Here is a 19,332-nt window from a genome sequence, read left to right on the forward strand (position 1 = left end):
GAGGCGCAATGAGTGAGCGAACCATTCTGGTGCTCGGTGCTTCCGGCCTGATCGGTCGCTTCGTCACCGATGATCTGCGCGCGCGGGGATTTCGTGTCGTAGGCCTTGCACGCAGCCTGTTGCCGGCGCAAAGGATGAGCCCACTGGACATCGAGCTGCCGATCCTCTCGCTGGATGCCGCAGCTCTGGCGCGGCTCCTGCGCGAGCGTGAAGCCGACGTCGTCGTGAATTGCCTCGGCGTGCTCCAGGACGGGCCTGGCAGCGATACGGGCGCCGTGCATCGCGATTTCGTCACGCGGCTGCTCGCGGCGATCGGCGAGAGCGGTCGCGCAATCAGGCTGGTGCACATCTCGATTCCGGGAACGGCGGAGGCCGACCGCACCGCCTTCGCGACGACCAAGCGCGAGGCCGAGCGCTTGATCGCCGCCTCCGGCATTTCACATGCCGTCCTGCGGCCCGGCTTTGTCGTGGTACCGTCAGCCTATGGCGGCAGCGCCATGCTCCGCGCGCTCGCCGCCTTTCCGCTCGATCTGCCGGCCAAGGAGATGGCAACGCCGTTCCAGCCTGTCGCGGTGGAGGATATTTCGGCCACCATCGCCTGGCTCGCCACGCGCGACATTGGCGATGCCGCCGTGACCGCGATGAGCTGGGATCTCATGCAGGCTGAGCCTGTCACGATGGCCGCCGTCATCGGGCAATTCCGCCGCGCGTTCGGCACATCCGGCTGGCTCCGCATCGCGGTGCCGGCTTTCATGCTCGATCTCGGGGCCAAAATCGGCGATCTCGCCAACGCTCTCGGCTGGATGCCGCCGATGCGCTCCACGGCCATCGCCGAGCTGCGCCGCGGCGTGACGGGCAATCCCGCCGCCTGGATCGCCGCGACCGGCATCACGCCAAAGACGCTGGTTGAGACGATCGGCCGCCATCCTGCCACCGTCCAGGACAAATGGTTCGCGCGCCTGTTCCTGATCAAGGCGTTGATCTTCGCGAGCCTGGTCGCGTTCTGGCTCGTCTCCGGCTGCATCGCGCTGTTCGTGTCCTATCGTGCCGCCGCCGGCATCCTGACGGCGCACAACTTTCCACCGGCGCTGGTCGATCCCATCACCATCGGTACCAGCTTGATGGACATGAGCATCGGCGTGCTGATCGCCGTCCGCCGCACGGCGGCAATCGGGCTCGCCGCGGGTATCATGGCTTCGCTCGGCTATATGGTCGGCGCGGCGATCCTGACGCCAGATCTCTGGATCGAACCGCTCGGTGCGCTGGTGAAGACGGGACCGGCGATCGTGCTGATGCTCGTCGCACTGCTGATGCTGGATAACCGGTAGCGTCTTCGAGCGAAGTGGAATTCCGGCTTCGCGTGAAGACAACGCGTCAAAAAGAGAGTCTGATGAGTAGATGGCCCGACGATGACGTGATCCTGTTCGACGGCGTCTGCATCTTCTGCTCGCGCTGGGTCCGCTTCGTTGCCGCGCGCGACACGGCGAGGCGGTTTCGCTTCACGCCGATCCAGTCGGATTACGGCGCCCGGCTCGCGCGCACCTTCGGCATCGATCCCCATGATCCCGATACCAACGCGGTCGTTCATGGCGGGGAGGTCTTCATGAAGTCCGATGCCGCGCTGACGGTGCTGTCGCAGCTTCCAGGCTGGAGCTGGGTGCGCGCGTTGTTCGCCGTGCCGAAGCCGCTGCGGGACGCCGTCTATAGCCTCGTGGCGCGCAACCGCTATCGCATTTTTGGGAAATACGATGCGTGCTTCGTGCCCGATGCTGATCTGCGGGCGCGGGTGATCGAGTGACGCGATAGCCACGCCACATGATTGGTGTCGTCCGGCGTTCGCCGGGACGACATTGGTAGGGAAGCTAGCGCTTCCCTATCGCCGCCAGCACTTCCTTCGCCGCCCGCTCGCCGCTGTCCCTCGCCCCGTGCGCTGTCGTGAAGAACTCCGGCGAGGTCGCCTCGCCGGCAAAGAACAGCCGTCCATCCACCGGCGCTGCCAGCACCGCACGATCGCCGGCGTGGCCGGGCAGCGCGTGCGAATAGGAGCCGCGCGCAAAGGGGTCGTGCGCCCAGCGCGACTCGTACAGCGGCTTCAGCTTGCGCCTGATATCATTGCCGAGAAAGCCCGCGATCTCGCTGATCGCCTGCGCGGCGATGGCGCCTTCGCCGGAATCCTCCAGCGCGCGGGCAAAGCTGCCGCCGAAAAAGCCTTCGATGCAGGGCTGGCCGAACGGGCGGATGTGATAGGTGCCCATCTCGGTGCGCATGGTGGCGCCGCGCAAATTGCCGTCCTTCGGAAAAGCTTCAGCGCCCTCGAGCGCCAGCATCACCTTGTCGTCGACGCCGAGCGGCAGGCCGGCGGCGGCATTGACCTTGGACGGCAGCGGCGGTGAGAAGCGCATCGTCTCATCGGCGAGCAGATTGGTCGGCACGGTGACGATCGCCTTGTCGGCGGTCAGCCTGCCCTGCGATGTTTCGATGCGGATGCGCCTATCGGAATGATCGATCAGGGTGACGTTGCAGCTCAACGCCACCGGGCAGGGCGCGCCGTAGGCCGACACAAGCGCGCCATAGCCGCGGCGGACGCGCCAGTTGAGGCCGGTGTCCTCGTAGGCGTCCCAATCCAGCGTCGACATGTCCTTGAGCTCGCAGCCGTTGATGTAGGTCGAGATCGCGTCGATCATGGGATTCCAGCGATTGCCCACGTCGAGGCTCATGCTCGCGGGCTCGTCCTTGCCTCTGTGCGCGGCCTGCCAGAGGCGCTCATAGAACGCGTCCATCGCGCGCATGAAATCGTCGCGCTCGACTTGCGGAAACGCGTTGCCATAGGCGCGCTCGCGCCACGGCGGCAGGTCCTTGTTGAGCTCGAAACCGAGCTGCTGCGCGATGGGGACGAAGGAGTTCTTGTCTGCCGAATGCAGCCAGCCGCAGCCGACGTCGAATGTGACCTCGGGCGAGGCCTGCACCGTCCAGGCCCGGCCACCGAGCCTGTCACGCGCCTCGAGCACCATCACCGAGAGGCCGGAGCCCGCCAGCGCATGCGCCGCACCGAGGCCGGCGGCACCGGCGCCGATGATCGCGACGTCGACGGAGGAGGGAAGCGACATGGGTCGGCTCTAGCACGTTCGCTGGATGTGCTGAAGCCGGACGGATATGCCGATCTCGTGTCCCGGACGCGGTGCGGCGTGTGACGCCGCTCCGCAGAGCCGGGACCCATGGTGATGTGCAGGAGGGAGAACGTCTGGGCCCCGGCTCGGCAGCGCACCGCTATCGCGCTGCGCCGCGTCCGGGGCACGCGAGAGGTGGCTTACGCCACCGCTTCCTTGGCCTTTTCCGCGCGCTTGCGCTCGTTCGGGTCGAGGTGCTTCTTGCGCAGGCGGATCGACTTCGGGGTGACCTCGACGAGCTCGTCGTCCTCAATATAGGCGAGCGCCTTTTCCAGCGTCATGCGGATCGGTGGGGTCAGGCGCACGGCTTCGTCCTTCGACGTCGTGCGGATGTTGGTGAGCTGCTTGCCCTTGAGCACGTTGATCTCGAGATCGTTGTCGCGGGTGTGCTCGCCGACGATCATGCCCTTGTAGACCTTCCAGCCCGGCTCGATCATCATCGGGCCGCGATCCTCCAGCTTGAACATGGCGTAGGCCACCGCTTCGCCCTGGTCGTTGGAGATCAGCACGCCGTTGCGGCGGCCCTGGATCTCACCCTTGTACGGCGCATAGCCGTGGAACAGGCGGTTCATGATCGCGGTGCCGCGGGTGTCGGTGAGCAGTTCGCCCTGGTAGCCGATCAGGCCGCGGGTCGGCGCGTAGAACACCAGGCGCTGGCGGTTGCCGCCGGAGGGCTTCATCTCGATCAGCTCGGACTTGCGCTCGCTCATCTTCTGCACGACGACGCCGGAATGCTCCTCGTCGACGTCGATCACGACTTCCTCGATCGGCTCCAGGGCGCCGCCGGTGGCTTCGTCCTTCTGGTAGACGACGCGCGGACGCGACACCGAGAGCTCGAAGCCCTCGCGGCGCATGGTCTCGATCAGGATCGCGAGCTGCAATTCGCCGCGGCCCGAGACTTCCATCGCGTCCTTGTCCGCGGCTTCCACCACGCGCAGCGCGACATTGCCTTCGGCCTCGCGCAGCAGACGGTCGCGGATCATGCGGCTCGTCACCTTGTCGCCTTCGGTGCCGGCGAGCGGGGAGTTGTTGACGATGAACGACATCGAGACGGTCGGCGGATCGATCGGCTGTGCCGGCAGCGGCACCTCGACGGTCGGGTCGCAGAAGGTGTCGGCGACGGTGCCCTTGGTCAGGCCGGCAATGGCGACGATGTCGCCGGCTTCGGCTTCATCGAGCGGCGTGCGCTCGAGGCCGCGGAACGCCAGGATCTTGGTGATGCGCCCGGACTCGACCAGCTTGCCCTCGGCGTTCAGCACCTTGACTTGCTGGTTTGGCTTGAGCACGCCGGACGAGATGCGGCCGGTGATGATGCGGCCGAGATAGGGGTTGGCTTCCAGAATGGTGCCGATCATCTTGAACGGACCCTCCTCGACCTTCGGCGGTGCGACGTGGCGCAGGATCAGGTCGAACAGCGGCTCCATGCCCTTGTCTTTCGGACCCTCCGGGCTGTCGGCCATCCAGCCCTGCTTGGCCGACCCGTAGAGGATTGGGAAGTCGAGCTGCTCCTCGCTGGCATCGAGTGCCGCGAACAGGTCGAACACCTCGTTGATGACTTCGGTCGGGCGCGCGTCGGGCCGGTCGACCTTGTTGATGACGACGATCGGCTTGAGGCCGACCTTGAGCGCCTTGGAGACCACGAACTTGGTCTGCGGCAGCGGGCCTTCGGCGGCGTCGACCAGCACCAGGGCGCCATCCACCATGTTCAGGATGCGCTCGACCTCACCGCCGAAATCGGCGTGGCCGGGGGTGTCGACGATGTTGATGCGGGTGTCTTTCCACTGCACCGAGGCCGCCTTGGCCAGAATGGTGATGCCGCGCTCGCGCTCCAGATCGTTGGAGTCCATGGCGCGATCCGTCACCTTCTGGTTCTCGCGGAACGTGCCGGACTGCTGGAGGAGCTTGTCGACGAGGGTCGTCTTGCCGTGGTCGACGTGGGCGATGATGGCGACGTTACGAAGATTCATGGATGAGCTTCTTTGCGGTCGAACAATGGGTTAAGCGCGATCTCGCCGGTCAGACCGGGACCTCTTCTCGAAACAACGCTGGAAGACTGGAAACGGGGCGCTTTCTGCCCAAAAAGGAAGCCCGGCCATATCAGACCGGGCACCTTACGCGTTGCGGCGCAATATATGCAAAAACGGCCAAAAAACAATGCGTTCTTTGGGCCTTGGTTGACTGAATTTTGTCCGGGAATCCCCGGGGGTTAGCTCCCATTCCGGGCCGGCGGGGCCTTTCGGCCCACGATGGCCGCCCAGATCATGACGACGCCTCCGATGCCGATGACCAACCCCAAAAAGACCAGCGAGGCGATGTCGGAGGGGATCTGGCCACCCTCGACCACCGACATTCCGCCGAACAGGAGCGCGCAGAGTCCCGGCAGCAGCATGAAGATCCCGGCGATCGCCATCAGTGCGGTCAGGCAGCCGCTGCGCGGTTGCTGGATCTGTGGAGGCACTGCCGGTGGGGTGGGGCTGGAATCGCTCATGGTCTCTTTCTCGCTGCCCTGATCAACATCACGCCGGCAAAGGCCACCAGCATTGCAAGCACGAGGACGGGGATGAAACGGGTGTCGAAGTGTGACGACTGGGTCTGGTCGAAGGCAAAGATCAGGGCGCAGATGCCGGGGAGCAGCAGGATCACCCCGCACATTACCATGAACGCGGTGACACATCCGCTCCGCGACGCTGGAGGTGAAGGCGTCTCGCTCAACGCGGCATCTCCTCACGCTGCCCGGCGTCCCGATAGGTTTCGCCGGCCAACTCGGCGCGGATGCCGTCGATCTTGCCGTTGCGGTAGAACAAATTGTAGGTGTCGAACGGAATGATCGCCCCCTGCTCCGTCACGAAATGGATGCAGCTGCGCTTGACGTTGCCGACGCAGAAATTGAAGCGGTCGAGGAACTGCACGATGGTGACGCGGAAGACGTTCTCGTAAGACAGCCCGTCCGGCACCTGGAAGCTCGGCAGGCAGCACAAGAGTTCGCAGACGCGCTCGCTCGTGTTGAGCGGGCCCGACGACAGCGAGAACAGATCGACGAATTTTTCCCGCAGCACCGGGTATTTCTCCGGGCTTATCGTGTTGGGCATCACCGCGACGAGCTGCTCCTGCGGGATCAGCGAGGTCAACGGCAGCACCTTCTCGCCATTGCGCAGGCCATAGCCGATCGAGATGCTCTCGGGATTGCACGGCAGCGGGATCATGTCCTTGTCGCCGAACACGCCGGTTTCGATCACGCGCTTGCGGATCTCCGACAGCATGATGCGGTCGGTCTTCTCGTCGAAATCGTCGTTGCGGCCGGCGTCCTGCACGGGCTGCAAGGTGACGCCGCGCACGCATGTCCAGGTGAGTGCGTGGCGGACGATGTCGCCGATCTCGGCATCGTTGACGCCGCGCTTGATGGTCGCCACCAGCGTGGTCGATACGCCAAAATGCTCGAGATTTTCCAGCGCCTGCTGGCGGATCTTGCGCAAGTCCGCGCCGCGCAGATTGATGAGCGCGTCGCGCTGCAGCGAATCGAACTGGAGATAGACCTCAAGGCCACGCTTGTTCTCGGCCAGCCGCGCCACGAAATCCTTTTCGCGAGCGATGCGCAGGCCGTTGGTGTTGATCATGACGTGGCGGATCGGGCGTGCGCGCACAGCGTCGAGGATCGCGAAGAAGTCCGGATGCAGCGTCGGCTCGCCGCCTGAGATCTGCACGAGATCGGGCTCGCCCTCGCTCGCGACCAGCGCGTCGAGCATTTTTTCGATGGTCGCGAGCGGGGTGAATTTCGTTCGCGCCGGCGACGATTCTGCGAAGCAGACCGGGCAGGTGAGGTTGCAGTGCTCGGTGATCTCGATCAGCGCCAGGCAGGAATGCTGCTCGTGGTCGGGGCAGAGACCGCAATCATAGGGACAGCCGAACTCCGTGCGCTGCTGGAATTGCAGCGGCCGGTCGCCGGGCTTGATGAAGTCCTTACACAGGCGCCAATAGGCGGCGTCCGTCGAGACCAGGGTCGACTGGACACCGTGCTCCCTGCAACGCTTTTCGTACCAGACCTCGTTGTCCAGGATCTGGATCTTCGTCGGCACCAGCTTCAGGCAGGTCTCGCAGAGAGATTGGGTCTGGCCCCAGAAAATATAGGGGCGCGATCTACGCAACGGCGCGTTCATGCAAATAACTCATTCTGCAAAGGTCTCGCTTTGGGCGTCGTCGCCAGCATGACGCCGGCGTAGAGCAGGATGGACAGCGACAGCAGGTGAAACAGGGTGAGGGGGCCGATCAGCGCGCCGTAGGGCTTGAGGAATTCCCATAGAAAGCGTTGCGCTCCATAATAGGCGAGCGCCAGGTAGAAACCATTGGTGATTACAAACGCGTTCCGGTTCAAGACTGCCAGCACATAGATGAGGGCAAACACGGCCATGGCCGCGCTCTCGTAGAGTTGCACGGGATGACGCAGAACGCCGTCGCCGAAATCATGGCCCCAGGGCAGCGATGTTGGCGTGCCATAGGTGAAGTCGTCGAGGCCCGCGAAGTAGCAGCCGAGCCGGCCGATCGCGATGCCGACGGCCAGCGGCAGCGCAAACCGCGCGCCGGTGCGCAAGGTGATGCCGGCCGTCCATTTATAGAGCTCGATCGCCACGATGCCGCCCGCCAGCGCGCCCTCGACCGAGCGCGCAATGCCGCTCTGGCCCGACAGCCAGAGATTGGCGGAGCCGAACAGATAGGCGCCGAGGCCGGCGCCGAACACCAGCGCGGCGACATACGGCAGCTGGAAGGATTGCGCCGGAAACTGCAGGCGTTGTCGCGACAGCCACCAGACGGCGGCGGCCGCCGCCAGCCACGCCAGGATGTCGAAGATAGTGTGCAGCAAAGCCCCGCTCATGCCGGGGATACTAGCGCAGGTTCAGGCGGTGCGGGATAGTGGGAAGAAGCCGCTACCCCGCCTCCCGCTCCTCGGTCGGGTAGACGCCGCGCAGCACCTCTTCGAAGTGCATCTTCACCGCGTCGTTGCACAGGCAGGCGCGAAGCCTCAGGCCGTCGCGGTTGAGGACCAGGATCGAGCCGCGCCGCGTGTCGAGAATCCGTTCTGCCTTGAACGACTGAAGCACGCGGCTGGCATAGGAGCGGCCAACGCCGAGCAGTGTCGCAAGCTGCTCGTGGGTCAGCGGCACGCTGCTCTCGTCGCCGGTCCGCTCCATCGCCGCCAAAATCCATTTGGCGGTGCGTTGCTCGATCGAATGGATCGCGTTGCAGGCGGTCGACTGGAAGATCTGGGCCAGCATGCAATCGGCATAGCGGGCGAAGATGTTGCGCAGCGACGCCGAGCGCAGCTTGGCCGCTTCCAGCTTGGCGACATGAATGCGCGCGAACGGCCCACCGAATTTCACGCAGATCCGGGTATAGGCCGGCAAGTATCCCTCGCTGACGATGCCGCCCACCGCGCCCTCGCGGCCGACCAGGATGGTTTCGACGTCGCGGCCGTCCTCGTTGGGAACGAGAAAGGTCGCGAGCGCCGGTCCGCAGGGGAAGTGGACGACCTGGACGTCATCGCCGGGACTGTAGAGCAATTGATTGGCCGCGGCGGTCTCGACCGTCACATGCGGCGCAAGCAGGGCGTAGTCCGCCTGGCTCAAACGCCGCAACAAATTGTTGGCCGGCCGGCTCTCGGCCTCGATTGTCTTGCCGATACGCGCATCCATCGTGAACTCCCATCCTCCTCCCTACCCTAGCGAGTTCCGTCAAGGTCCTGTGTGCACAAGTGGACAGACTAGGAAACGGCGATGTGGTGGGTTTCGTTCCGGGAACCCTTCGATGCGCTGTGCGCAGGCATCGTGTCGCGGCTGTCCTGATCCAAAACCCCCGCACCAAGATCCGATCATGACACCCGTAGTTCCCGATGGCACAGGCTGGCCGGCTGACGTTCTGATTGTCGAAGACGACCCGATCATCGCGATCGATTTCGAGGACCGGCTGCTCGGCTTCGGCGTGACGAATGTGCGGACTGTCGGCTCGGTAACCCAGGCGCTGAACGCCATTTCGGAGCGTGCGCCGGACTTCGCGCTGCTCGATGTCGAGCTGGTCCGCGAGACGAGCTTTGCGGTCGCCGAGCGGCTGGTCGCGCTGAAGATCCCGTTCGTCTTCGTCACCGGCTACGGTGCCGAAGCGCGCATTCCGCCCGAATTCTCCGGCCAGCCCCGGCTGCAGAAGCCGTGTTCGAGCGACGCCCTGGAGGCGGCGCTGAAGCTGCGCGCCACCGGTTAGAGCGTTCTCCGGCGAAGGAGAAGCTGCAACAGTCAGCTTGGCTTCGGATCGAGCGTGGTCGACCACAGCGCGACATCGGCGCGGTCGCGCAGCGTTACCGTCATCTGGCCGGAGGCGCCGTCGATCTTGACGTGACCGAAGAACTGCATGCCGGCGGACGGCGGCAGGTTCTGGCTGTCCTTGCCGGGCGCCTTGACGAAGCGCACCTCGGGTCCAAAGGTGTTGTCGAGCGCGGCCGGACCGAATGTGCCGGCATGCAGCGGGCCCGAGACGAATTCCCAGAACGGCTCGAACTCCTGGAATTGCGCCTTGTTCGGATCGTAATAATGCGCGGCGGCGTAGTGCACGTCGGCGGTCAGCCAGACCGTGTTGCTGATCGGCGCCATCTTGATGAAGCGCAGGATGTCGGCGATCTCGAATTCGCGGCCGCGCACCGGACCGTCGCCTTGCGCGATGGCTTCCGAGCCGCCTTTCGGCGTGTCCGACACGACGAGGCTCAGCGGCATGTCGGAGGCGATCACCTTCCAGGTCGCGCGCGAATTGATGAGGCCGCGCTTCAGCCAGGCGATCTGCTCCGGCCCGAGGAAATAGCTGGCGGGGCCGTATTCCGTTTCCAGATTCGGGCCGTTCGCGCCGCGATAGCTGCGCTCGTCGAGCACGAACACGTCGAGATGCGGGCCGTAGGCAATCTGGCGATAGACCCGGCCGGGCTCGTTGATGCTCTCGCGCAGCGGATACATCTCGTGGAAGGCGCGGCCCGCGCGCGCGGCGAGCAGCGCGATATTGCGTTCCTTATAGGTCGCCGGCAGCTCCTTCGACAGTGACCAGTTGTTGGTCACCTCGTGGTCGTCCCACTGCACGAAGATCGGCACCTCGGCATTGAAGGCGCGAAGATTGCCGTCGGTGAGATTGTATTTGTGCGCGGCGCGGAACTCGTCCAGCGTCTCGGCGACCTTGGCCTTCTCGGGAATGGTGAGGTTCTTCCAGATCTTGCCGTCGGCGAGCTTCACTTCGGATTGGATCGGGCCGTCGGCGTAGATGGTGTCGCCGGAATGCAGGAAGAAGTCCGGCCGGTGCGTGCGCATCGCCGAGAAGGTGAACATGCCGCCGTCGTCGGGGTTGATGCCCCAGCCCTGGCCCGCAACGTCGCCGCCCCAGACGAAGCTGACGTCGCGGCGGTCGGCCGGCGCGGTGCGGAAACGGCCGACGACCGCCTCGCCCTCGACCGCGCTGTGCGAGAGATCGCGGAAGCGGACGCGGTAAAAGATGTCTTGGCCGCCCGGCAGGTTCTCGATCAGCATCTTTGCGGTGAAGTCGCTCTCGGGGAGCGCCGTGATCGGCGGCAGCGCCCGGGCATTCTTGAAGGACTCGGTCGTTGCCACCTCGACCAGCATCTGCGCGGGCCGGTCGGTGCGTGCCCACACCACGCCGCCATCGACCGTGACGTCGCCCGACTGGACGCCGTGCGTCACCGCCGGCCGATCGGCCGCGCGCGACAGATAGGGCATCGCGATCGTGCCGAGCGCACCGGCGCCGGTGGCGAGGAAGCGGCGGCGGGAGAATTTGATGTGCATGGAAGTTGGCTCCAAATCCGAGCTTGCAGAAGAGGCCGTCATTCCGGGGCGTGCGTGGCGCGAGCTATGGTGCGCAATTGCGCACCTGAGAATCCATGTCTCCTCGCGAATGCGGCGCGATGGATTCCGGGTTCGATGCTGGCGTATCGCCCCGGAATGACACGAGGAGCTATATTGAGGCAATGTGACGCAGCGATTACGCGCGCGAGGGCTTACGCGTTGCCGGCGGCCCGGAACTGCGCGCCCGCGCGTTGCAGGTTCTGCGGCAGGCTGAACAGCACCGTCTTGCGGTCTGCGACGGCGGCGTGGAACTGATCCAGCGCGATGTTGAAGGCAGTGAGCGAGCCCTCCTCAATCGCGCCGTGATCGAAGCAGCGCAGCGTATCGCGCAGGATCTCGTCGGCCTCGGCCTGCATCTGGTCGAGCTCCTCGGTCGTCTCGCATTTGCGCGCGGTCGCGATCATGTCCAGCAGCCGTTCGCGCAGATGGCTGTTGTTGTCGCGCTCGTCCTTCTTCAGATAGCCGGCGAACCAGGCGCCGATTGAGCCCATGGCGGAGAGCGCCATCAGGCCCCACCAGATGTAATCGCTGTATTTGTCGAGGAAGGTCTTTTCCTCGCCGTCGACGAAGGCGGCCGCGCCGGGATGCACGGGGATCACCGCATCCTTGTCGGTATCAGGCGTTTCGATCTTCGCCGCGAGCGGGAATTCCGCCACCAATTGCTGGCGCACCGCGAAGAGCTGGCGTGTGAACGCCGCGATGGTGGTTTCGGACACGCCTTTGCGCGCCACGATGTGGTGCGAGAAGCTGACGGTCTTGACCTCGTCCTCGGGGCGGGCCGGCGAGCCACCATAGGTGCCGGCGGGAATCTCGGATGCTTCGTAGACCGGATGGTTCTGCGCGATCGCGTCCGCCGAATCGATCGCGATGAAGCTGGGCGAGCCGAAATCCTTGGTGGTGGCGGCGATCGCATCCGCCGTGATCTTGCTGTTGACCGGGCCCGCCGCGAGATAGACGTCCGCCTTCTGGCCCTTGATCGCCTCGGCAACTTCGTTGGCCGGGAACTGCACGATCTCGACCTTGGCGGGATCGACACCGTATTGCTGCAGGATCACCTTGAGCAGATTGACGTTGGCCTGGGTGCGGCCGACCACGCCGACGCGGTGGCCGGCGAGCTGCGAGATCTTGGTGATCTTCGCGCCGCGCTTCTTGCCCTTGCCAGGCACCGACCACAGCACCACGACGTTCTTGCGCAGGGTCGCGACCGCTTGCGCGTTCTTGGGAACATCGACGTCGCCGCGCACGATGGCGAGATCGACCTTGCCTTCCGCGAGCGCATTTGCGCTGGCCGTGGCGCCGTCGGTCTGGATCGGCCGCAGCCGCACCTGGCTCTTGTTCTGCGTGAAGGCCTGCGTCAGCGCCTGCACGACCTTGACGTCATCGCTGTTGGCGGGGCCGACCGCGATCCTCAGCGCAAAGGGCCGCATCGCGAAGTAATAGCCGCCGGCGAGCGCGCCGACGATCGCGAGCACGAATGCGAGAGTCACCAAGGCGGTCTTCCGCGCCGTGGATCGCGGCGAAGGCGGAGGGGGCGCTTCGGCCAGGTCCAATCCCCCGGTCATCGATCTCCCAAACAGGCGCTTGAGGCTCAGTTTCATCTTGGCCGGCGATTTACGCCCGCAATTGTAGCAAATTTCTTGTCCGGCGGGGTTACATCTCCGTCATGGTTAGCGGATGGCGGAAATCCCCGTATGAACCCGGGCGTCAGCACCGTGTTAGGGTAAAGTTCCCCTGAAGAACGGAGATGACCATGGCAGAACGGCTCTCGGCGGAGGCGCGCAAGCAGGCTTTGGGTGGATTGTCCGGCTGGACCGAGGTTCAAGGCCGGGATGCCATCGCCAAGACCTTTATCTTCAAGGATTTCAACGAGGCGTTCGGCTTCATGACCCGCGCCGCGCTGGTCGCTGAGAAGATGGATCACCATCCCGAATGGCGTAACGTCTACAAGACGGTGGAGGTGGTGCTGTCGACCCACGACGCCGGCGGCGTCACGGCGCTCGACGTCACGCTGGCCAAGGCGATGAACGCGATCGCAGGCTGAGACCCTACCGGCGTCTTGCAGGGACCGGCCACATCCCCATCTTGTGATCAACCAGGATGCGGCGGTCCGCCGCTTCGGGGCTGAACGGGGAGTTTATCGAACATGGCTGCCGAACACAGTGTCGGTTTCGAGCCGGCCGATCGGCTCGCGGAAGATCGCGAGAGCGTGCGCCGCCGCTTCTGGCGCAAGCTGAAGCGTGGCGCCTCGCATCTGCCATTCGCCGAAGACCTGCTTGCGGCTTACTATTGCGCGTTCGACCGGCAGACGCCGCGCCACGTCCAGGCCTCGCTGTTAGGGGCGATCGCCTATTTCATCCTGCCGTTCGACTTCGTCGCCGACGTGATGCCGATCCTCGGCTTCGCCGACGACGCCGCCGTGCTCGCCACCGCCATCCGCATGGTCGCCGGTCATATCACCAATGAGCACCGCGAAGCTGCCCGCGCCGCGCTGAAGCGTGGGGTGGAGGAAGGGGACGCGGAAGCGGCGTAACGGCTGCCGTCTCAGCCACACCCACCATTGTCATTCCCCGCGAAGGCGGGGAATCCAGTACGCCGCGGCCCTTCGTGGCGATGGCATCGCGACACCATTCGCCACGGCATGACCTCACGGATGCAAAATCACCTTGCCCATGGCCTGGCGTCCCGCAAGCACCTTCAGCGCGTCAGCGGTCTGGGCCAGCGGGAAGGTGCGATCGACATGCGATGAGATCTTTCCTTCCGCCGTCCACTTCACGAGCTTCTCGAGATTGGCGCGGTTCTTCTCCGGATTCTGCCGGGTCCAGGCGCCCCAGAACACGCCGCGGATGTCGCAGCCCTTCAGCAGCGCGAGATTGAGCGGCATCTTCGGAATGTCGCCGGCGGCAAAGCCGATGACGAGGAAGCGGCCTTCCCAGGCGATCGAGCGCAGCGCCTGTTCGGCATACGCACCACCCACGGGATCGAAGATGATGTCGACGCCCTTGCCGCCCGTGAGCTTGCGCAGGCCTTCCTTCAGGTCCTCCTTGGCGTAGTTCAGCGTCAGCTCGGCGCCGTGCGCTTTGGCGAATTCGAGCTTCTCGTCCGACGAGGCGCAGGCGATCACCTTCAACCCCATCAGCTTGCCGAGCTCGCAGGCGGCAAGGCCGGTGCCGCCCGCCGCGCCCAGCACCGCGAGCGTCTCGCCCGGCTTCGGGCTGGCGCGATCCTCCAGCGCATGCAGCGCGGTGCCGTAGATGATGATGATGCCGGCGGCGCGGTCGTAATCGAGATTGTCGGGAATCTTCACGATGGATGCCGCAGGCAGCGCGATCTTCTCGCGCGCGCCGTTGTGGCCGCAGGAGGCGACGACGCGATCGCCGACTTTCAGATCGCTCACACCCGCGCCGATGCTCTCGATCACGCCGGCAACTTCAGCGGCCGGCGAGAACGGAAACGGCGGCTTGATCTGGTATTTGCCCTGGATCATCAGGATGTCGAAGAAATTCAGCGCCGCGGCTTTGATCGCGATCACGGCCTCGCCGGGACCCGCCACCGGATCCGGCACCTCGGCCAGCACGAGATCGTCGGGCTGGCAATATTGCGAGCAGAGGATGGCTTTCATGGCGGCACCTGAAGCGTTTCGAGTGGAATTATAGTTGGGCCGTTTCTGCCGGATTTAGCCGCGGGCGACAATCCGGATTCTTTGTCTGCGGCCACGCACCGGCTTATCCTCGTCATTGCGAACGCAGCGAAGCAATCCAGGCTATTTCCGCGGCACGGACTCTGGATTGCTTCCCGGCGCTCGCAATGACGGAAGAAGGATTCAAACGATGTTTGAAACGGGTCTGCTCAAGAACAAGCGCATCCTCGTCACCGGCGGTGGCTCGGGTCTCGGCGCCGCGATGGGACGCCGCTTCGTTGCGCTTGGCGCCGAGCTCGTGATCTGCGGCCGCAAGCGCGACCGGCTCGAGGCCACGGCAACCGAGATGCGCGAACAGACCAATGGCAAGGTCACCACCATCGCCTGCGATATCCGCGACGGCGTTGCCGTCGAGACCATGATGGACCAAATCTGGCGTGAGGCGCCGCTCGATATCCTCGTCAACAACGCTGCCGCCACGTTCATCGCACAGAGCGAGCATCTGTCGCTCCGTGCGGCCGATGCGATCCTGGCGCCGACGCTGCATGGTGCGATGTATTGCACGCTTGCGGCCGGCAGGCGCTGGATCGAGGACAAGCATGGCGGCGTCGTGCTCTCGATCCTCTCGACCTCGACCATCACCGGCCGCGCCTTCACCGTGCCGTCAGCGATGGCGAAGTCGGCGCTGCTGGCGATGACCAAAAGTCTTGCCGTGGAATGGGGGCCGAAGGGCATCCGCACCGTCGCCATCGCGCCGGGTCCGTTCCCGACCGCCGGCGCGTCGGGGCAGCTCCGCCCCGAAGGCCGGGACGAAGGCTGGACCGCGCGCAATCCGCTGGGCCGGACCGGAGAGCACGGCGAGCTTGCCGATCTCGCCAGCTTCCTGGTCTCGGATCGCGCCGGTTACATCAATGGCGAGATGGTCGTCATTGACGGTGGCGCACATCTGCGCAGTTCAGGCGCCGAGGATTTGCTTGGCTGGACCGAGGCGCAATGGGCCGCCCAGCGTGCCGCGCGATCCAAAGGTTGAGACCGCTAACTGCCTTCCCAAATTGAACTTTCCCGGCTATCCCTGCCGCGGGGACAAAGCGCGGCCGGGCCATCTTCCAGTCACAATATTGAGGGAACCACTCCAGCATGTGGCGGGTGCTGATTTTAGCTTTGATGACTGGTGTGATGGCCGGTGGAATCGCCGATTCCGCGCGGGCGCAGACGGCGCAACCGGCGCCCAAGAGCGCTGCACCGAAGGCGGCCGCGCCTGCTCCCACGACCGCAAAATCGGCTGCAAAGCCGGAGAGCAAGCCGGCAGCACCGCCCGCGTCAGTTGCAGGTGGCGCGGAGCCGACCCTGATCGGCCAGTTCGGCACCTGGGGCGCCTATTCGGCGACGCCCAATGGCAAGAAGGTCTGCTTCGCGCTGGCCAAGCCGTCGTCGTCGAAGACCAACCCGCCGAACCGGCCGCGCGATCCCGCCTATGCCTTCGTCTCGACCCGGCCGGCCGAGAAGGTGAACAACGAAGTCTCGGTGATGATCGGCTATGCGCTGAAGCCGGGCTCGGAATCCTCGGTCGAGGTCGGCGGCGCCGCCTTTGCCATGTATACGCATGGCGACGGCCTCTGGATCAAGAACGCGGCCGAGGAGGAGCGGATGGTCGAGGCCATGCGCAAATCCGCCGACCTCGTCGTCAAGGGGGTCTCGGCCAAGGGCACCGAGACGACCGACACGTTCTCGCTGAAGGGCCTCGCCCAGGCGCTCGACAAGATCGCGCAGGATTGCAGGCGTTAAGCCTGCCGGCGGGAAGGTCGCAATCGGCGGTTCCGGTTGCTATATAGGGGCGGTTCCAGATTTTCTTTCCGTCATTCCGGGATGGTCCGAAGGACCAGACCCGGAATCTTGAGGTTCTCAGGTGCGCAATTGCACACCATAGTTCGATGCTTCGCATCGCCCCCGGAACGACAACACAATCGGGCCTATTCAATGCAACCGACGACCGAGCCGCACAACGCAATCCTGGTGGAGAAGACTCCGCTCGAAACCTATGTGCCGCCGGCAAGGCCGTCGCTGATCGGCCTGTCGCGCACGGAGTTGGCCGATCGCCTCGGCGAGATCGGCGTCGCGCCGGCGCAGCGCAAGATGCGGGTGCAGCAGCTGTGGCACTGGCTCTATTTCCGCGGCGCCCAGAGCTTCGACGACATGACCTCGATCTCGAAGGGCATTCGCGCCGAGCTCGCGCAGCATTTCACGGTCGACCGTCCCGAGGTCGTGGCCGAGCAGATCTCCAACGACGGCACCCGCAAATGGCTGCTGCGTTTGCCGAGCGGCGACAATGTTCAGAAGGCGCATGAAGTCGAGTGCGTCTATATCCCCGAGACCGATCGCGGCACGCTGTGCGTCTCCTCGCAGGTCGGCTGCACGCTGAATTGCTCGTTCTGCCACACCGGCACGCAGCGCCTGGTGCGCAACCTCACGGCGGGCGAGATCGTCGGCCAGATCATGGTCGCGCGCGATCGCCTGAACGACTGGGCCGATCGCGAGGACGGCACGCGCCGCGTCACCAACATCGTGATGATGGGCATGGGCGAGCCGCTCTACAATTTCGACGCGGTGCGCGATGCGCTTCTGATCGTGGGCGACAATGAAGGCATCGGCATCTCCCGCCGCCGCATCACGCTGTCGACCTCCGGCGTGGTGCCGAACATCGTGCGCGCCGGCGAAGAGATCGGCGTCATGCTCGCGATCTCGCTGCATGCGGTGCGCGACGAGCTGCGCAACGAGCTGGTGCCGCTCAACCGCAAATATCCGATCAAGGAGCTGCTGCAGGCCTGCCGCGACTATCCCGGGGCATCGAACGCGCGCCGCATCACCTTCGAATATGTGATGCTCAAGGGCGTCAACGATTCGCTCGACGATGCAAAACTGCTGGTGAAATTGCTCAAGGGCATTCACGCCAAGATCAATCTGATCCCGTTCAATCCCTGGCCCGGCACGGCTTACGAGTGTTCGGACTGGGACCAGATCGAAAGATTCTCCGAATACATCTTCAACGCCGGCTATTCATCCCCGGTGCGCACCCCCCGCGGCCGCGACATCCTTGCGGCCTGCGGCCAGCTCAAGTCGGAGACCGAGAAGCTCTCAGCCAGGGAACGCCAGGCGCTGCGCGCCATGGCGATGACGGATTGATGATGGCGGCGACGCTCTCGCAATGACCGCAACGGTGGCTTTCGTGTCATGTCCCTGATCGGCCGCCTCGTCGTCATCTTCATCGGCTTCCTCGCCGCCTGCTTCGTCGGCGGCATGATCGTCGTTGTCGCGCTGCTGTTCCCGGAATTCGCCGATCTCGGCGCCGGTCCCGTCGACCAGGGCACGATCGACGTTCTGCTCGGCTTCGGCTTCATCTTCGTCTCGGGCTTTGCACTGGTGCCGGCGATGGTGATCGTCGCGATCACCGAGGCGCTCTACATTCGCAGCGCGCTCGCTTACGCCGTCGGCGGCGGCCTCGTCGGGCTCGCCTGCTATCTCGGCCTCGTCCCGTTTCACTCTGACACGTTTCAGTTCGAGGGCATCGTGCGGCGTCATCTGGAGATCATGACCGGCGCGGGCATCGTCGCCGGCGTGGTCTACTGGCTGATCGCCGGCCGCAACGCCGGCGCCTGGCGCATCCCGCCGCCTCCGCGCATGCCGCCTCCGCCTTTGCCGTCGAATTCAAGGCCGGATGCGCCGTAGTTTACGCCGTCAATCCGGAATGACCGCTGCAAGGGTTTCCATCTCCGCCTCACTCCGCTAAACCGCGCGCCATGAACCGTACCGGACTCTTCATCGGCCTTTCGCTGTGGCTCGTGATCGGCGTCGTTTTCGGCCTCTATCCCGAGCTCGATCTCAAGCTCGCCTCGCTGTTCTTCGATCCCCAGACGAAAACCTTTCCGCTCAAGCTGAACGATTGGGCGGGCTTCGCGCGCGACGCTGCGATGTGGGTCGCCTGGGCCTTCGTGCTGCCGTCGCTGGTGGCGCTCGTGGTCAAGATGGTCAGGCCCGACCGGCCCTTGATGGTGTCGGGGCGCGCGATCGTGTTCCTGCTGGTCACGATCATCCTGTCGGCCGGCATTCTCACCAACCTCACCTTCAAGACCTATTGGGGCCGGCCGCGCCCGGTGGTGGTGACGCAGTTCGCCGGCGACCAGCAATTCGTGCCGTGGTGGGATCCGCGCGGCGGCTGCGCGCGCAATTGCTCGTTCTTCTCGGGCGAAGGTGCGACCGCGTTCTGGACGCTGGCGCCGGCCGCGCTGGCGCCGCCGGCCTGGCGGCCGCTCGCCTATGCCGCCGCCGTGATCTTTGGCGCCGTCACGAGCGGGCTGCGCATGGCCTTCGGCGGGCACTTCTTCACCGACGTCTCAATCGCCGGCCTCGTCACCTTCGTCGTGATCTGGTTTGCCTACGCGCTGATTTACCGCTGGCCGCGGACCCGGTTTTCCGACGAGGCGGTCGATGCCGCCTTGACCCGGCTGAACATGCCCGCCTACCGGCTCCGCCAGCGCCTGTTCGGCCGCAAGACGAGCGCCGAACCGTCCGTTTAGGCCATTAAATGGGTGCCGAGCCCCGCGAAATTTGTTATTCGCGCGGTCAATCGTCCTCACATCAGCCCCTTGAGACC

At 64.9% G+C, this 19,332-nt stretch carries 20 protein-coding genes; 10 read left to right on the forward strand and 10 right to left on the reverse strand.

Going from position 1 to position 19,332, the window contains the following annotated elements:
* Positions 1-8: 8 nt before the first annotated feature.
* Entirely contained in the window at positions 9-1,328 is a 1,320-nt protein-coding gene (locus AC0WRY_RS01475; RefSeq protein WP_194405353.1) for an SDR family oxidoreductase, read from the forward strand.
* Positions 1,329-1,390: 62 nt separating this feature from the next.
* Positions 1,391-1,798: a thiol-disulfide oxidoreductase DCC family protein gene (locus AC0WRY_RS01480; protein WP_194405354.1), complete on the forward strand. Its 408-nt coding sequence runs from the start codon at positions 1,391-1,393 to the stop codon at positions 1,796-1,798.
* A gap of 64 nt (positions 1,799-1,862) precedes the next feature.
* Here AC0WRY_RS01480 and AC0WRY_RS01485 read toward each other — a convergent pair whose 3' ends face one another.
* From AC0WRY_RS01485 to AC0WRY_RS01515, 7 genes are all read right to left on the reverse strand, one after another.
* Positions 1,863-3,107: a flavin monoamine oxidase family protein gene (locus tag AC0WRY_RS01485; RefSeq protein WP_194405355.1), complete on the reverse strand. Its 1,245-nt coding sequence runs from the start codon at positions 3,105-3,107 to the stop codon at positions 1,863-1,865.
* Positions 3,108-3,307: 200 nt separating this feature from the next.
* Entirely contained in the window at positions 3,308-5,134 is a 1,827-nt protein-coding gene (typA, locus tag AC0WRY_RS01490; RefSeq protein ID WP_194405356.1) for a translational GTPase TypA, read from the reverse strand.
* A 239-nt stretch (positions 5,135-5,373) separates the two neighbouring features.
* A complete protein-coding gene (locus AC0WRY_RS01495; protein ID WP_194405357.1) occupies positions 5,374-5,655 on the reverse strand; it encodes a hypothetical protein in 282 nt (93 codons plus the stop codon).
* Positions 5,652-5,879, reverse strand: a complete 228-nt coding sequence (locus tag AC0WRY_RS01500; RefSeq protein ID WP_194405358.1) for a hypothetical protein — start codon at positions 5,877-5,879, stop codon at positions 5,652-5,654. Before AC0WRY_RS01500 ends, AC0WRY_RS01495 begins: the two co-directional genes overlap by 4 nt.
* Complete coding sequence (locus AC0WRY_RS01505; protein ID WP_194405359.1) at positions 5,876-7,321, reverse strand: radical SAM protein; 1,446 nt, start codon at positions 7,319-7,321, stop codon at positions 5,876-5,878. Before AC0WRY_RS01505 ends, AC0WRY_RS01500 begins: the two co-directional genes overlap by 4 nt.
* Positions 7,318-8,034, reverse strand: a complete 717-nt coding sequence (locus tag AC0WRY_RS01510; RefSeq protein WP_194405360.1) for a prolipoprotein diacylglyceryl transferase — start codon at positions 8,032-8,034, stop codon at positions 7,318-7,320. The genes AC0WRY_RS01505 and AC0WRY_RS01510 overlap by 4 nt, the downstream gene beginning before the upstream one ends.
* 52 nt (positions 8,035-8,086) lie before the next feature.
* Complete coding sequence (locus tag AC0WRY_RS01515) at positions 8,087-8,851, reverse strand: Crp/Fnr family transcriptional regulator (RefSeq protein WP_194405361.1); 765 nt, start codon at positions 8,849-8,851, stop codon at positions 8,087-8,089.
* Positions 8,852-9,029: 178 nt separating this feature from the next.
* Between AC0WRY_RS01515 and AC0WRY_RS01520 the strand changes: the two genes are divergently transcribed.
* Entirely contained in the window at positions 9,030-9,413 is a 384-nt protein-coding gene (locus AC0WRY_RS01520) for a response regulator (protein WP_246776396.1), read from the forward strand.
* 32 nt (positions 9,414-9,445) lie between these two features.
* On the opposite strand, the gene AC0WRY_RS01525 is transcribed toward AC0WRY_RS01520, so the two are convergent.
* Both AC0WRY_RS01525 and AC0WRY_RS01530 read right to left on the reverse strand, forming a co-directional pair.
* Positions 9,446-10,987, reverse strand: coding sequence for an alkaline phosphatase D family protein (locus AC0WRY_RS01525; RefSeq protein WP_491122568.1), 1,542 nt, complete (start codon positions 10,985-10,987; stop codon positions 9,446-9,448).
* Positions 10,988-11,199: 212 nt separating this feature from the next.
* Positions 11,200-12,645, reverse strand: a complete 1,446-nt coding sequence (locus tag AC0WRY_RS01530; protein ID WP_491122569.1) for a TAXI family TRAP transporter solute-binding subunit — start codon at positions 12,643-12,645, stop codon at positions 11,200-11,202.
* Positions 12,646-12,797: 152 nt separating this feature from the next.
* On the opposite strand from AC0WRY_RS01530, the gene AC0WRY_RS01535 reads away from it, so the two are divergent.
* A complete protein-coding gene (locus AC0WRY_RS01535) occupies positions 12,798-13,088 on the forward strand; it encodes a 4a-hydroxytetrahydrobiopterin dehydratase (protein ID WP_483071593.1) in 291 nt (96 codons plus the stop codon).
* Between the two features lie 102 nt (positions 13,089-13,190).
* The gene (locus AC0WRY_RS01540) at positions 13,191-13,577 is read left to right on the forward strand and encodes a YkvA family protein (RefSeq protein ID WP_194405366.1); all 387 of its coding nucleotides are present in this window, start codon (positions 13,191-13,193) and stop codon (positions 13,575-13,577) included.
* A 114-nt stretch (positions 13,578-13,691) separates the two neighbouring features.
* On the opposite strand, the gene AC0WRY_RS01545 is transcribed toward AC0WRY_RS01540, so the two are convergent.
* Positions 13,692-14,666 carry an NADPH:quinone oxidoreductase family protein gene (locus AC0WRY_RS01545; protein WP_194405367.1) on the reverse strand — a complete coding sequence of 325 codons (975 nt, stop codon included), beginning with the start codon at positions 14,664-14,666 and terminating at the stop codon, positions 13,692-13,694.
* A gap of 208 nt (positions 14,667-14,874) precedes the next feature.
* Between AC0WRY_RS01545 and AC0WRY_RS01550 the strand changes: the two genes are divergently transcribed.
* The 5 genes from AC0WRY_RS01550 to AC0WRY_RS01570 all read left to right on the forward strand — a co-directional run bounded on the left by AC0WRY_RS01550 (position 14,875) and on the right by AC0WRY_RS01570 (position 19,255).
* Entirely contained in the window at positions 14,875-15,714 is an 840-nt protein-coding gene (locus AC0WRY_RS01550) for an SDR family oxidoreductase (RefSeq protein WP_491122570.1), read from the forward strand.
* Between the two features lie 107 nt (positions 15,715-15,821).
* Positions 15,822-16,469 carry an invasion associated locus B family protein gene (locus tag AC0WRY_RS01555; RefSeq protein ID WP_491122571.1) on the forward strand — a complete coding sequence of 216 codons (648 nt, stop codon included), beginning with the start codon at positions 15,822-15,824 and terminating at the stop codon, positions 16,467-16,469.
* Positions 16,470-16,661: 192 nt separating this feature from the next.
* Entirely contained in the window at positions 16,662-17,864 is a 1,203-nt protein-coding gene (gene rlmN / locus AC0WRY_RS01560) for a dual-specificity RNA methyltransferase RlmN (RefSeq protein ID WP_491122572.1), read from the forward strand.
* Between the two features lie 48 nt (positions 17,865-17,912).
* Complete coding sequence (locus tag AC0WRY_RS01565; RefSeq protein ID WP_194405371.1) at positions 17,913-18,407, forward strand: hypothetical protein; 495 nt, start codon at positions 17,913-17,915, stop codon at positions 18,405-18,407.
* A 71-nt stretch (positions 18,408-18,478) separates the two neighbouring features.
* On the forward strand, positions 18,479-19,255 hold the full coding sequence (locus AC0WRY_RS01570; RefSeq protein ID WP_194405372.1) for a phosphatase PAP2 family protein: 777 nt from the start codon (positions 18,479-18,481) through the stop codon (positions 19,253-19,255).
* The last annotated feature ends 77 nt before the right edge of the window (positions 19,256-19,332 follow it).

Source organism: Bradyrhizobium sp. T-12 (assembly GCF_058314695.1).